General features: G+C 40.7%; 13 protein-coding genes. 8 read left to right on the top strand and 5 right to left on the bottom strand.

What is annotated here, in order from left to right:
• Positions 1 to 83 precede the first annotated feature (83 nt).
• Positions 84 to 1,121 (top strand): L-histidine N(alpha)-methyltransferase, encoded by a 1,038-nt coding sequence (gene egtD / locus NOS7107_RS06355; protein WP_015112154.1) that lies wholly within the window; start codon positions 84 to 86, stop codon positions 1,119 to 1,121.
• A 205-nt stretch (positions 1,122 to 1,326) separates the two neighbouring features.
• On the opposite strand, the gene NOS7107_RS06350 is transcribed toward egtD, so the two are convergent.
• The 3 genes from NOS7107_RS06350 to NOS7107_RS06340 form a co-directional block, all read right to left on the bottom strand.
• Complete coding sequence (locus tag NOS7107_RS06350) at positions 1,327 to 1,698, bottom strand: zinc ribbon domain-containing protein (protein ID WP_015112134.1); 372 nt, start codon at positions 1,696 to 1,698, stop codon at positions 1,327 to 1,329.
• A gap of 166 nt (positions 1,699 to 1,864) precedes the next feature.
• Complete coding sequence (gene ilvA, locus NOS7107_RS06345) at positions 1,865 to 3,376, bottom strand: threonine ammonia-lyase, biosynthetic (protein ID WP_015112153.1); 1,512 nt, start codon at positions 3,374 to 3,376, stop codon at positions 1,865 to 1,867.
• A gap of 126 nt (positions 3,377 to 3,502) precedes the next feature.
• Positions 3,503 to 4,162 carry a Uma2 family endonuclease gene (locus NOS7107_RS06340; RefSeq protein ID WP_015112152.1) on the bottom strand — a complete coding sequence of 220 codons (660 nt, stop codon included), beginning with the start codon at positions 4,160 to 4,162 and terminating at the stop codon, positions 3,503 to 3,505.
• Positions 4,163 to 4,263: 101 nt separating this feature from the next.
• Here NOS7107_RS06340 and NOS7107_RS06335 point away from each other — a divergent pair, with 101 nt between their 5' ends.
• Positions 4,264 to 5,088 carry a M90 family metallopeptidase gene (locus tag NOS7107_RS06335; protein ID WP_015112151.1) on the top strand — a complete coding sequence of 275 codons (825 nt, stop codon included), beginning with the start codon at positions 4,264 to 4,266 and terminating at the stop codon, positions 5,086 to 5,088.
• 44 nt (positions 5,089 to 5,132) lie between these two features.
• On the opposite strand, the gene NOS7107_RS06330 is transcribed toward NOS7107_RS06335, so the two are convergent.
• Entirely contained in the window at positions 5,133 to 5,444 is a 312-nt protein-coding gene (locus NOS7107_RS06330) for a DUF3775 domain-containing protein (protein ID WP_015112150.1), read from the bottom strand.
• A gap of 428 nt (positions 5,445 to 5,872) precedes the next feature.
• Here NOS7107_RS06330 and NOS7107_RS06325 point away from each other — a divergent pair, with 428 nt between their 5' ends.
• The 6 genes from NOS7107_RS06325 to NOS7107_RS06300 all read left to right on the top strand — a co-directional run bounded on the left by NOS7107_RS06325 (position 5,873) and on the right by NOS7107_RS06300 (position 12,589).
• A complete protein-coding gene (locus NOS7107_RS06325; RefSeq protein WP_015112149.1) occupies positions 5,873 to 8,185 on the top strand; it encodes an NACHT domain-containing NTPase in 2,313 nt (770 codons plus the stop codon).
• 418 nt (positions 8,186 to 8,603) lie between these two features.
• Positions 8,604 to 9,116: a response regulator gene (locus tag NOS7107_RS06320; protein ID WP_015112148.1), complete on the top strand. Its 513-nt coding sequence runs from the start codon at positions 8,604 to 8,606 to the stop codon at positions 9,114 to 9,116.
• A 34-nt stretch (positions 9,117 to 9,150) separates the two neighbouring features.
• On the top strand, positions 9,151 to 9,579 hold the full coding sequence (locus NOS7107_RS06315; RefSeq protein WP_253274517.1) for a response regulator: 429 nt from the start codon (positions 9,151 to 9,153) through the stop codon (positions 9,577 to 9,579).
• A 77-nt stretch (positions 9,580 to 9,656) separates the two neighbouring features.
• A complete protein-coding gene (locus NOS7107_RS06310; RefSeq protein WP_015112146.1) occupies positions 9,657 to 9,902 on the top strand; it encodes a hypothetical protein in 246 nt (81 codons plus the stop codon).
• Positions 9,903 to 10,213: 311 nt separating this feature from the next.
• Positions 10,214 to 10,531, top strand: coding sequence for a hypothetical protein (locus NOS7107_RS27655; protein ID WP_015112145.1), 318 nt, complete (start codon positions 10,214 to 10,216; stop codon positions 10,529 to 10,531).
• Positions 10,532 to 10,690: 159 nt separating this feature from the next.
• A complete protein-coding gene (locus NOS7107_RS06300; protein ID WP_015112144.1) occupies positions 10,691 to 12,589 on the top strand; it encodes a DUF3370 family protein in 1,899 nt (632 codons plus the stop codon).
• 192 nt (positions 12,590 to 12,781) lie between these two features.
• On the opposite strand, the gene queA is transcribed toward NOS7107_RS06300, so the two are convergent.
• Entirely contained in the window at positions 12,782 to 13,942 is a 1,161-nt protein-coding gene (gene queA / locus NOS7107_RS06295; RefSeq protein WP_015112143.1) for a tRNA preQ1(34) S-adenosylmethionine ribosyltransferase-isomerase QueA, read from the bottom strand.
• Between the last annotated feature and the right edge of the window lie 75 nt (positions 13,943 to 14,017).

The following is a 14,017-nucleotide window of genomic DNA, read 5'->3' as shown; positions in this document are numbered from 1 at the left end:
ATCAGCTATGGCTGTGTGTTTCACTAGCTAGAAGAAAGTTTGTGCTGATCAAAAATCTACTACTGGAACTCTGCGGAGGTTAAATGACAATATCTAAAGCTGTCACCAGCAAAGTTACTTCCCTCAAAAGCATTGAAGAACGGTTGCAAATACAGCGTTTGATAGAAGCAACACGAGTAGTTACATCAACTGCGGGGAGTGATGTAGTCAAGGGATTAACTCAAATCCCCAAATCCTTACCTCCATATTACTTTTATGACGATCAAGGATCTGATTTATTTGAAGAAATCTGTGAGTTACCAGAATATTATGTCACTCGCACAGAAACAGCTATTTTAGAACAGTGCGCTGGTGAAATTGCCAAACTTACGGGTGCTTGCGAATTAGTTGAACTTGGCAGTGGTAGTTCTACAAAAACCCGAATTTTGCTGGATGCTTACCAAAAGCTAGGTTATCTTCAGCGCTATTTGCCAATAGATGTTAGTGCGGGAATGTTGGAAAATAGCGCGAGAAAGTTACTCAGAGATTATCCGGGATTGCTAGTTTATGCACTGGCTGGAACTTATGAAATGGCTTTAGCTCAACTCCCACCAAAGCATTCACCCAGTAGGATGATTGGCTTTATTGGTAGTTCTTTAGGAAATCTCAACCCCGAAGAGTGTAATGCTTTCTTTTTACAAATTACCAATGCTCTGCAAGTAGGAGAATATTTCTTACTAGGAGTAGATTTACAAAAACCAAAAGAAATTTTGGAACCAGCTTACAACGATCGCCAAGGTGTGACAGCAGCATTTAACATCAATATGCTGGAGCATTTAAATCGCAGGTTTGAAGGCGATTTTGATACAACCCAGTTTGAACACTGGGCGTTTTATAATGAAACCGCCCATCAAATTGAGATGCACTTGCGAAGCTTGCGATCGCAAACTGTACACTTAAAATCTCTCAACCTCACAGTTAATTTTGCCCTAGGCGAAACCATCTTGACGGAAATATCGCGCAAATTTAACCTAGAAAGTATTCAACAACAACTCAAAACACAAGGTTTAGTTCCCATTCAAACCTGGACAGACTCAAATCAATGGTTTGGTTTGTTGTTGTGTCAGTTGCAATCTGTCTAACTCTTGTTGAGAGCATTCTAATACAGTTCAGTTAAGATTTTACGTTTTTGCAGATCCGCCCAACCCCCTTACAAAATAGGGGGGCTAATAAGCATCTTTTATAGCAGTAGTCAGGTCTGTTGGGACAATTTGAAAGCTTGAACGCCAGGAATAATAAGACTTTTCCTTCTGCCTCCTGCCTTCTGCCTCCTGCCTCCTGCTATATTTAAGATGTCGCCACAGCGATAACTAAACAAATGAGTAATAAACCAACTAATAATAGCCAAGTTTGATTACGTTTTACCCAACCTTGAAAAGTTGTGCCAAAACTGCTGTTATGATGCTGCTGTTCTTGCTGTAACTTGTATTCGGCAATGTTTTGATAAAGGGTACATTCTTTGGCGTAGGGACGCTGAGGAAAGTTGCAAGTATCGTCTGCGTGGTAGGTGCAGCGATCGCACAAATACTCGTCCCCGGTAGCACGATACAATGGAATACCGGGATGGCCGAAGGCTTTGAGTGTGGTTCGGCAATAAGGACAGGTAATAGCCTGACTCTCAACAGTTTGATGGCAACGGGGACAAGATATAGTAGCCACAACTTGACCACATATAAGTAAACACTCTGATCTTAGCGAAACTTTAGGTTATCGGGGCAAACAGGCAACGAGGAAATCTACTTCTTACTTTTGCCTTTTTACTTTTTACTTTTTACTTTTGCCCTTTGCCTTTTACCTTTTTACTTTTTACTTTTGCCTTGTTGTACTATCCCAAAAATAATTTATATGCCAAATTTTGGCTTTCATCCCAATACTGATAACCAAGGGTATCGAGAAAAGCTTGCCATTTTTGCATTTCATGAGGTGGTACCTGCATACCTACAACAATGCGCCCATAGTCTGCGCCGTTGTTGCGATAGTGGAACATACTGATATTCCAGTTGGGACTCATGGAACCGACAAACTTCATCAATGCACCAGGACGTTCGGGAAATTCAAACCGATACAGTAATTCATTGTGGGCGAGGGGTGAATGTCCGCCTACCATGTGGCGTAAGTGTAATTTTGTCAGTTCATCATCGGTTAAATCGATTGTTTTAAAGCCGCAATTTTCAAAGGTTTCGATCATCTTGGCTTTGTCGGCGCGGTTTTGAATCTGCACACCGACAAAAATATGGGCTTCTTTTTCATCGGCGATGCGATAATTAAACTCAGTTAAGTTGCGTTGACCAATACATTCGCAAAACTTCCGCAGACTACCTTGTTCTTCGGGAATGGCGACTGCAAATATCGCTTCGCGGCGTTCGCCTAATTCGGCGCGTTCAGCGACAAAGCGCAGGCGGTCAAAGTTCATATTTGCACCGCAAGCCACAGCAACTAAAGTTTGTCCTTGAATTTGTTCGCGTTCGACGTAGGCTTTAGCCGCTGCGATCGCCAATGCCCCCGCAGGTTCTAAAATAGAACGCGTATCTTCAAATACATCTTTAATTGCCGCACAGGTGTCATCGGTATCCACCAAAATAATTTCATCTACATATTCTTGGCACAGGCGGAATGTTTCTTCCCCGACTTCCCGCACTGCTACCCCATCAGCAAACAAACCAACTTGCGACAGCCGCACCCGTTTCCCGGCTTTTAATGATTGGTGCATCGCGTCAGCATCGACAGGTTCCACACCTATAATTTTAATTTCTGGACGCAACCGTTTCACATACGCCCCAATTCCCGAAATCAAACCACCGCCACCAATAGCGACAAAAATTGCATGAATGGGTTGCTGGTATTGGCGTAAGATTTCCATCCCGATGGTTCCCTGTCCCGCAATCACATCAGGGTCATCAAAAGGATGAATAAAAGTTAAGCCTTTTTCGGCTTCTAATTGTCGCGCGTAAGTGTATGCGTCATCGTAAGTATTGCCATGCAAGACAACCTTTCCACCCCTAGCTTTAACTGCATCTATCTTTACCTGGGGTGTTGTAACAGGCATCACAATAATAGCAGTTGTTCCTAAACGACTGGCTGATAAAGCTACACCTTGGGCATGATTTCCCGCCGAAGCCGCAATGACACCTTGTGCTAACAAATCCGGCGGTAAGTTTACCATCTTGTTATATGCACCCCGCAGCTTGAAAGAAAACACCGACTGCATATCTTCCCGCTTTAATAGCAGCTGATTATTCAGCCTTTGAGAGAGATTCGGGGCATACTCCAGTGGGGTTTCTTGGGCAACATCGTACACACGGGCGGTCAGTATTTGTACTAGATAGTCGCAAAGCATGGTGTCAAAGGTTAGCAGATGCCATATAGATGTTAATTTTACGGCACTTGTGTACTCAGATTCCTGACTTCTTTGAGAAGTCGAGGATCTTTTCGCTCGAAAATAGTTTTTGTAGAGATACAAAAACTAAATTGTGTCTGGGTCTATATCTAATTCTCGTAATTTTGCAGCTAAACGTTCTGCAACTTCTTCTGGTGTCGGAATTAATTTGCCTGAAGGTGTAAAAAATCGCAATAATCCTTGATGAATTCCCAAATATAAATTTAACTGTTGACTCCACAAATGCCCTTGAGGGTTTTGTTCCAAGGGTTGATACACTCCATCTAACAAATGATACCCGGCAAATTCTAAACTCTCTGGGTCAAACCAAAAATAATCAGGAGTACGAAAAGTATCTTGATAAATCTGTTTTTTTAAACCTTTATCAGTATCAGCAGTTTTTGGCGAAAGGATTTCGACAATTATGTTAGGATATTTGCCCTCTTCTTGCCAAACTACCCAACTTTTTCGCGTTCGGCGTTCAGTTCCCAGCACTACAAAAAAATCTGGGCCGCGAAAATCTTCTGATTTACGTTGATTCGGGCTGTAGTAAATTGTCAGGTTAGCCGCTGCGTAAAAGTCTTGTCTGTCCCGCCACAACCATTCCAGACATTTCAAAAGTAAGATGATCTGTCGTAGATGTAGTTCAGTTTCCAACGGAGGCTCATCACTATATAAGTCACCAGGGGGAAAGATAACATCTTCTGATGTGTCTTGACGAGTGTTGAAATCTTGAGCAAGAGACATGGCGGAGATAAAGTGATCTGGAGTATGTGTCTAGTGTAATGGCTAGTCATGTGGTGCGATCGCTATACTAACTAACAGTGGCACAGCATCATAGAAAATCAATGGGTGCAGCAATTATTATTTTTCTCATCCTGGGGTTGATTGTAACAGCAATTTTCATCAGTCCCATTTTGACAAAACAGCGACGAAATCGCCTGAAAAAGCGTCTTTTTCCGCCATTGTGGAGTGCTGTTATTGAAAATAATCTCCCAATTTACTTACGTCTAACTCCCGAAGAACGCCGACGACTTCAAGGACATATTCAAGTATTTTTAGCCGAAAAACAATTCATTGGCTGTCAAGGCTTGCAAGTCACAGCAGAAATGAAAATTACGATTGCGGCTGTTGCTTGTTTACTACTGCTAAATGAACGCGGCGCATACTTTCCTAAATTGCGTTCAATTTTGATTTATCCCAGTACTTATTTTGTCAATCAAACTGTAGCTGTAAGTGATTATGTTGTCGAGGAAAGACGCGATGCTCGACTAGGGGAATCTTGGGTAAAAGACCAAGTAATATTATCTTGGGAGCAAGTGCAACAAGACACCCAAAATTGGCATGATGGACATAATGTTGTGCTGCATGAATTTGCCCATCAATTAGACCAAGCAGATGGCAAAGCTGAGGGTGTGCCGATTTTAACCAACAAATCAGATTATCTTGTTTGGGCGCAAGTAATGACAGCAGAATATCAACAACTCTGCAACGATATTCAACAAGATATCAAAACTGTAATTGATAGTTATGGCGCGACTAATCCCGCAGAATTTTTTGCCGTAGCAACAGAGACTTTTTTTGAAAAGCCACAGCAGTTATTGAAGGAGCATTCAACGCTTTATGAGTTATTAAACAGATACTATCAAGTCAATCCTGAGTATTGGATTTAATCAAGATATCGTGCTATTCAATCAATATTCAGTCTGATGATTTTCTAGGATGCAGCAGCGCAAATATTTATTTTTTGCAGTCCATTACGCAGATATCTTACTAAAAAGCTATTATCGATAATATAAGTTGTTGCATAATTTTGGGGAATAAGCTCTCTTACTTGTTTAACCAAATTGGTAAAGTTTTGTGGTGGTTCATTGGATACACTTCTACCAAGCCATATCAAGGCTATTAATTCTGCTTTTTCTTCCTCGGAAAATCCCTCAATATATTTGTGTAGGATGATTAATGAATATTTTCCGGTGATGTGGAAATCATCTAAATAATTAGACAATTTATCTAAAAATGTTTCCACTGGTTTTATTCTTCCAGATCCTCTTGATACATGAATTAATTCAGCTATTTCTAGAAGCTTGTCTATTTTTTTATTGACAATAAAATCATATATTTATGTTTAGTTTAAATTCAAAAATCACAAATAAAAGTTTAGTATATGCGTGAACAAAACTTTTTCAATGCAAAAGTATAATCACTAATTCATTTTGCAGTTTCTACTTAAGTATTACATTTTAGTGTTTGAATTTAAGTCTTACCAACAGTTTGAAATGTATAATATGACGTATAACGTTTGAGTTTGTCACAAAAATTCAAAAACTTGAGAGGATCTCTAGGATTTTGTATAACTTTCAGGTAGTAAAATGTTGGTATCACAGAGAAAACAATAAGATTGCAGATATTAATAAAAGTTAAAATTCATGATCTGGGGAGCAGGTTTTTTGTCCTATGGTCAAGCGATCGCTCCAAGCATCACTTAAGGGAATTCAAGAGGCTAAAAAAGCATTTGTACGCAAGGGGTGGACACAAGACAACCTAGCTGGAGAAATTAATATTAAGACTAGACAACCGATTTGGCGATTTTTTAGTGGTCGTCCGGTTGAGCGTCATACCTTTATCGAAATTTGCACGGTGCTGGAATTAAATTGGCGGGAGATTGCAACTCATCCCCCCGCAGAATTTCTTGACCGAGAAGAATTCCGCCAGCCCCCTGTCTGGGATATTGATACACTAGTGCAACAAGTGCGATCGCAGCGATTCGAGAAAATTCAAGACCAGTGTGGTATTTTGCAGTTATTGGACATCAGCCATCCCGTGGCGATCGATGACATATATATAGATGTGAATATCTTGGAGGACATTCCTAGTTTTCAGTATTTAGAAATTACAGAACTGCAAAACCTTGATCCCAAAAAATTTGATCGGGTTGGCTTAGGTGAAGTATCTCAGAAACAAATACCGGGTAAACGAGCCGTTGAAACATACTCTAAGCTAAGAGTACTCGGCAAACCAGGGGTAGGTAAAACTACTTTTTTGCAACATCTGGCCATTCAGTGCAACCAAGGCGCATTTGCAGTCAATCAAGTACCAATCTTTATCACACTGAGAAATTTTGCCCAAGAGTGTAAAGTTACTAACGAGTTCAGCCTATTAAATTACATCCGCCAGGAATTCATCACATCTGGCATTTCCGATACCTCAGTCATCGAAACCTTACTCAATGCAGGCAGAGTATTATTGTTGCTGGATGGTATGGATGAAGTTCTCAACCAACAGAGCAATGCTGTCTTAAGCGAAATTCGCTCGTTTTCAGATAAATATCATAAAAATCAGTTAGTCGCAACCTGTCGTACAGCAGCTCAAAGACTGAGACTCCGAGGCTTTACCGATGTTGAAATTGCCCCATTTACCTCAGAACAAATCGAAGCCTTCGCGCAAAAATGGTTTGTAGCTTTTACCAAAACCAACACTGAAGATGGTCAAGCCCAGTCCGTTGAGTTTATTCAGAAACTAGACTTAGATGAAAACTGGCAATTCCGCCAACTCATCGTTACACCTTTATTTCTGCATCTTGCCTGCTGGGTGTTTCACGGTCAAGAAAAATTTCCCACCAAGCGCACTGATTTTTATAAGCAAGGTTTAGATCTGCTATTGGGTAAATGGGATGAAGCCAAAGGTGTGGAACGGGATGAAGTTTACCGAGGATTCTTATTACCGCAAAAGTTCAAGTTATTGAGTCAAATTGCCGCCGCCACATTTGAGCATGGTCAGTACTTTTTTGAGCAACGCGTCGTTGAGCAGTACATTGGTGACTATATTCAAAATCTCACTAGCGTGTCGATGGATGCAGATGAACTGCAAATAGAAAGTGAAGCGGCGCTGAAGGCGATAGAGGCGCAACATGGATTACTAGCAGAAAGGGCGCGGGGAATTTTCTCCTTCTCCTATCTGGCGTTTCAAGAATATTTTACAGCCCGAAAAATTGTTGCCAGCCATAACTTACAGGCATTTGAGCAAGCAATGGGAGGATTGGTCAGTCACATCACTGACCCACACTGGCGCGAAATCTTCTTATTGACAGCTACCATGCTGCGGAGTGCAGACTCTTTGGTACAGTTAATGAAGCAAAAAATTGATGCCCTAGTTGCCCAAGACCCTTATATACAAGAGTTTTTAACTTGGGCAAGCCAAAAATCTCGCACTATTCCCAGCCAACCAAAAGGTGCGACAGTCAGAGCATTTTACCTCGCCTTGAGTCGGACTCCCCGCGTAGCACCTCACTTTGTCTTAGCCAGCAGTCTTGACCAAGGGATGTTTCTCGATGCAGCCTTAGATAACCTGCTACTAGAGTGTGCAATTGATGAAAGTCAGGACTTTGCCCACTTCCACGCCTGTGGAGATGCACTCTCAAACATTTTGGGTATTGTTCTCGATGTTGGACTTTCTAAATCTCTGCAACAACTCTCAGATCAATTGCCTAATTCTCATAAAAATCAAGCACGGTTTCGCCTGTGGTTGCAGACTAGCTATGCGGCCTGGGCGGAACAGTTGAGAACGACAGTCATGAACTATCGCAATATTAATCACCAGTGGCAGTTTAGCCCTGAGCAACAGCAAATACTACAACGCTACTACGATGCTAATCAACTACTACTCGATTGTCTGCATAGCAATTGTGAGGTAACTGCTGCTATTAGGCAAGAAATTGAAGCTACTTTATTGTTGCCGCAGAAAGAACTGGAAGATAGGGAATGGCAATAGTTTTTTTCGTTAAATTGCTCAAAAATGATCTTAAATAAGTTTTGTGTCGTAGTTAATCAATTAATTCACAAAATCAAACAACACCAAATCATAGTGTAGGAGCAGAAAGTAATTTTCTCCTACTTTTACGCGAGTTCGACGAATAGAAGAAACCCCTCTCCATAGCTTGCTTCTCTTACGAGACGCTACCGCGAACCCGCAGGGTACCTCTCCCCGACAGGGAGAGAGGCTTTGGAAACCTAATTTTTTGTTGAAACCGCTGAATATTTCTGCCTCTATCAGCATCGGAGAGGCGTTAGGGAAAGATTTGTCAAACTCACACTATATTTTGATTTGACTATCTGCTGATTTAGCCCCTTTGTAGTTACGGTTTTTTCCATCCTGCTTTGCACTTGAAATCCTGATTGTAGGTTTTATTATGAATCCAACTATTACTTCTCTTTCCCAGGTTGGAACACTCAAAGGTGTGCAAATACTCGTTGTAGATAACGATATCGATAGTGGAGTCCTACTTACTATCTTTCTCTCATATTTTGGTGCAAATGTGATCACCGCTGGCTCTATCAAGGAGGCGGTAAACAGCCTGACCTGGTTCTTTCCCAATATCATCATTTGTGAAATAAGATTTTTGGGTGAAAATGTCTATGTTTTACTAAATAAATTGACTGAGATAGAATCCTTAAGTAAGAATTATATTCCAATTATTGTGACTTCCACCTGTGTCAATGGGAGTATTGAGCAAATTCCAGAGATAGAGTTTGAAGGATATTTACTTAAACCAATCGACCTGGATAAATTATTGGTGATGATAGAGCATCTAATACCACTCGTCAGAAATAATTTATTGGCTGATAAACTCAAACACTCCTTTATTAATGGTCTGGCTGTAGCAGATAGCTTATTAGCAGGAATCAAGGAACATTATGAATAAAATATATGGGTCGCATAACTTTGAGAATGTAAATTTGTCCGACGATACAAAAGACTTAGATATTTTGCCAGAATTGACAATTTTGGTAGTGGACGATGATGAAAATATGCGTCTTTCTCTTACCGATATATTTGAAATCTGTGGAATTAAGGTAATGACGGCCTCCAATGCTTTAGAAGCATTCGATTTAGTGGAAAAATTTAAGCTAGATCTCTTAATTAGTGACATTAATATGCCCGGAGAAAATGGCTATTGGTTAATAGAGCAAATTAGGAAAATTACATCTCCAAAAAAAAGTGAAATTCCAGCGATCGCTTATACTGGCAATACTGAAGCTAACGCACAAAAAAAGGCGCTGGCTTCTGGGTTCCAAACTTATATCCAAAAGCCTTCAAAGATACAGCATTTACTAACAGAAGTAACAAAACTGCTGAAATTTAGTCAAAAATTACCAGGAAATTAGGCGATCGCATCGCTACATTGAATACGTCTTAATCATGGACTTAGCATTTCCGCAAGATTTTTGTTATACTTATTTACATGATTAATAATTTAAACTTCCAATCTCCTGAGCTATTTGGTTCTGTTGTTTTCACACCTGACTTTAATAGCTTTAAGACTATCAATCCTTCACAAGCATGGTCTTTATTCTTCACAGGCGGTAGAGAAGATAACAAACTAGATTCTAAACCTCGAATCAGCCTGTTATTTACTATGACTGTGCTGGCTCTCGGTATATCTGGATTTGCCAGAACATTGATTATCCAAGCTTTTTTTCCTGGTTAAATGCTTGACTAATAGTTAATAATATCTTCGGTGAACCACCAACTTCTTGGTGGTTTAAATTTTTGATGATTAATAAGATAACGCTGCAACTTTATCTCAAACCTAACCCCTTGCCTACAAGGGAAGGGGAGAAAGAATCAAAGCCTCTCTCCGTTGCAGGGAGAGGAATGGAAGTGGGTTTGCAAAAATAAGTTACACATCGAGTAAGATAGTTTCGGTTATCAAGCAACAAATATTTTAAAGTCCTATATCCTTTAGGATATGGGAACAAATATTTATCTAAAATTTGGCAATTTATCCTAGTAAAAATCATGTTAGACTTCAACACTTTGACGCTATTTTCTAGCAATTACTGCATTAGTATTTGTGCCTTTCTCATTCCAGCTAACTTAATTGCCACCTCGTTGACAATAGGTTTAAGATTATCATCTCGTCCAGCTATTGAGATTTGGCAAAGTGCTGCAATTGCAAGTATCTTTGCTTTATTAATGATACTCCATGTATTTGCTTGGTTTATGATTGGAGTTGTCATGGCTCCCACATACATTTTATTGGGACTAGGAAGTATTTGTCTGTTGGCAAATTTAGGAGCCATTCTTTTAGGCAGACGCTTATTTCTCCCCACATAACATAAGCTAATACTAGCTTTTCTCCATCACTTTAGGCTATATCGTTTTGAGCAAGGTCTATTCCAGATGGCAAAATTGAAAAATAATTTTTCGTAACAAACCACAGATAAACATAGATGAACATAGATAATTTAGCGGTGTTTATCTGTATTTATAAAAATGAATTTGGGCAAGATTTCTCTAGCAGCAGGCTTAGTTTTAAGTCTTTCAGACTCTCGTGTACTAACTTTTATAGATACCCAAAATTATTGGGGAGAAGCTTGTGTTCAACAACTGGGAGAACGGAAACTAATCACAGGTTATCCTGATGGCACATTTCGCCCTAATTCTACCGTCACCAGGGCAGAAGCGGCTGTACTGATGCTCAACGCCTTTCCTGATGCAGCAGTTAAACGCAGTGCCACTAATTTTAAAGATGTACCTGCTAATTATTGGGCAGCAAAAGCAATTTCTACAGCTTATCAAAAAGGATTTTTTTCTGGTTATCCGGGTGGAGTATTTCAACCTAATCAAGCAATTCCGAGGGCGCAAATTATCGGTGTTGTAGCGGGTGCAAAAAATTATAGTCTTCAGCCTAACCCAGCACAGATATTACAACGTTATTTTACAGATGCTCAACAAATTCCCAATTACGCTCAGAATGCGATCGCATCTGCCACAATTAACAGTATTGTTGTTAATTATCCCAATGTTAAACAGCTAAAACCGCTGCAAAGTGTTACCAGAGGCGAAGTTGCAGCCTTGATGTGTCGGGCGTTAAATATCTACACTGTTCCCCCAGAATATATTGCAGGTGTCCAAGTATCCCCCCAAGAAGTGCGTTCTTTACCAGGACAACTCGATATTATTCCCACCTTTAACAGCAACAGTCCCGAATTAGTCACAACTGAAGGTATTTTACTTTCAACTTTCCCCTCCGACGGCAAACAAGTCAAGGAAGCGCATTTAAACTACCCATTCCAAGGCAGATTTGATGTATTTGCCCATCATATCGTTAGGGCAGAAACACCAGCCCAAAACCGCACTGTTTACCAAGGGATAATGGTTCACAACCCAGGAAATGAACCCGCCACATTGCAGGTACTACAAGCAGCCAGTTACCAAACCAGAGAAGCACCGTTTATTGATTTGCCTGATGTGGCGGATAATCCTCAAAGTACAGTTTACGCTGGCCCTGGTAGTAGAACCATGAACGATGTGTTGCGGGGTGTCAGACAAGCAAATTTTCCCGATAAATTAGTCATAGAACCGGGAAAAACGCAAATATTGGCGAACTTACCTATTCCTGTACAAGCACCTAGTTCTAATGGTCGAACAACAATGATGCGATTAGTGAGCGATCGCCCAATTTATCTGGCAAACTTAGCAAAGAATAGTCAAGTTCCGCCTTCTGTAAGTGAGTGGCAAACACTTTTAGATACAGGTAGTCTAGCAGGTAAGCGTGACCCCATTCCTACACCTCTCGACCCTCCTAGAGAACCAACAGTTTTTAGTCGAGTTGCGGGTGTGTCTCAAGGTACACAATGGCAAGCAAAAATTACAGATAATTCTAATGTATCTGAGTTGACGATACCCCAACCAGGGAAAGCATTCTCTTATCCCTTGGGAACAGTGCATTTAATTACACTCAGCACCGGACAAATTCAAAGTGCGCCAATGCTGAAACGCTACAACGATACAGCCTACTTTGCTCACAGTAACTATGGTGTAGAATACAATCTCACTTTGCCGCTACACAATCCCAGTAACCAAACTCAGACTGTAACTGTATCAATAGAAACGCCATTAAAAGATGAGGGTGGTAAGGACAGACTGCTGTTTTTAAATCCCCAAGTTGAACAAGTATTTTTTCGCGGAACAGTGAGATTACGTTACACCGATGATCGTAAAGTAGAACAAACACGCTATGTTCATTTAGTTCAGCGACGGGGACAAGTAGGAAAAGCTTTGATAACTTTGCAGATGCCAGCCGGAGATCAGCGCCAAATTCAAGTAGACTTTTTGTATCCCCCTGATGCTACCCCGCCACAGGTTTTAACTGTGAGAACGCAGATGTGAGTTTTGCAGCAATGCCCACCTTGAAACTCCACTCAAACAAAAACTAATTGATTTTCCCAAAAGAGATTTAATTGGCCTTGTTGTTTTTCGCCCCGATTTTAACAACTTTGAAACTAACATATCTGACTACCGCTCTAATTGAATAGATTTATAAAGAAGTCCTAGTTACTGTAACCAGGACTTCTTGTAAATCTATATCTTTTTATTTTCTGCTGGCAAAACTAGCATGGCATCACCAAAAGAATAGAACCGATATCGAGAGGCGATCGCTTCTTGGTATATTTGCAATAATCTTAGTCTGCCAATTAAGGCACTTACCAGCATTAGTAAACTCGAACGCGGTAGGTGAAAATTAGTAATTAACCCCTCCACTACCCGCCATTGATAGCCAGGATAAATAAATAAGTTGGTTTTGCCACAAAATGGTTGTAATTCCCCCAATTGGGCTGCACCTTCTAAAGAACGTACCACTGTTGTACCGACAGCAATAACTCGCCCACCAGCGGCTTGAGTGGCACGGATTTGTTCTACTGTAGCCACAGGAACTTCAATCCATTCTTCGTGCATTTCGTGGGTGGTGACATCTTCCACTTCCACAGGGCGAAATGTACCCACACCAACATGGAGTGTGACAAATGCTTGATGGATATTGCGATCGCGCAATTTTTCTAGTAACTCTGGAGTAAAGTGTAACCCAGCCGTTGGCGCTGCGATCGCACCTGGTTGTTCGGCGTATACAGTCTGGTATTGTTCATCCGCCGCATCTGAAGTAGTGATGTAAGGCGGTAAAGGAATCTCACCAAATTTATCTAACAGTTCTACCAAAGATTTTCCTGGCGGGACATCAAATTGCAACAACCGCCCGCCAGTCGCTGCATCGGTTTCTAAAACTCTAGCTGTGAGTTGGGGCGTGGGGGAGTTATTTTCTAGTCCTTTACCAGAAAAAATAATTTGGGAACCTGATTTAAAACGCTTTCCTGGCTTAACTAATGCTAACCAACAATTATCTTGCCTCTCTTCTAAAAGTAATACCTCAACTTCGGCTCCAGTAGATTTATTACCGTACAGTCTGGCGGGTATAACTTTGGTATTATTCATCACCAACAAATCACCAGGACGCAGGAGTTCAGGTAAATCGCGGAAGATGTGGTGTAGAGGGGCGGAATTATCGCTTGTGGCGGCGGAGTTGACGACTAATAATCGAGAACTATCTCTGGGAACTGCCGGATTTTGGGCAATCAGTTCTGGAGGTAGTACGTAGTCATACCCAATTAATGAACAATCTAAGTTTACTTCTTCTACTCCTGTGGCAGTCACTTTATTAAAATTTCCTTGCGTTATTGGTGGCTCCATTGAAGGTTATGCTAAATTTTACGAGTTTGTTAGTAGATATTTTCTAGGGAAAACACAACTTCATTCATAGGGTTT

The organism is Nostoc sp. PCC 7107, assembly GCF_000316625.1.
GTDB lineage: Bacteria > Cyanobacteriota > Cyanobacteriia > Cyanobacteriales > Nostocaceae > Nostoc_B.
The sequence above is the reverse complement of the archived record's forward strand: the minus strand, read 5'-3'. Positions and strand labels throughout refer to the sequence as shown.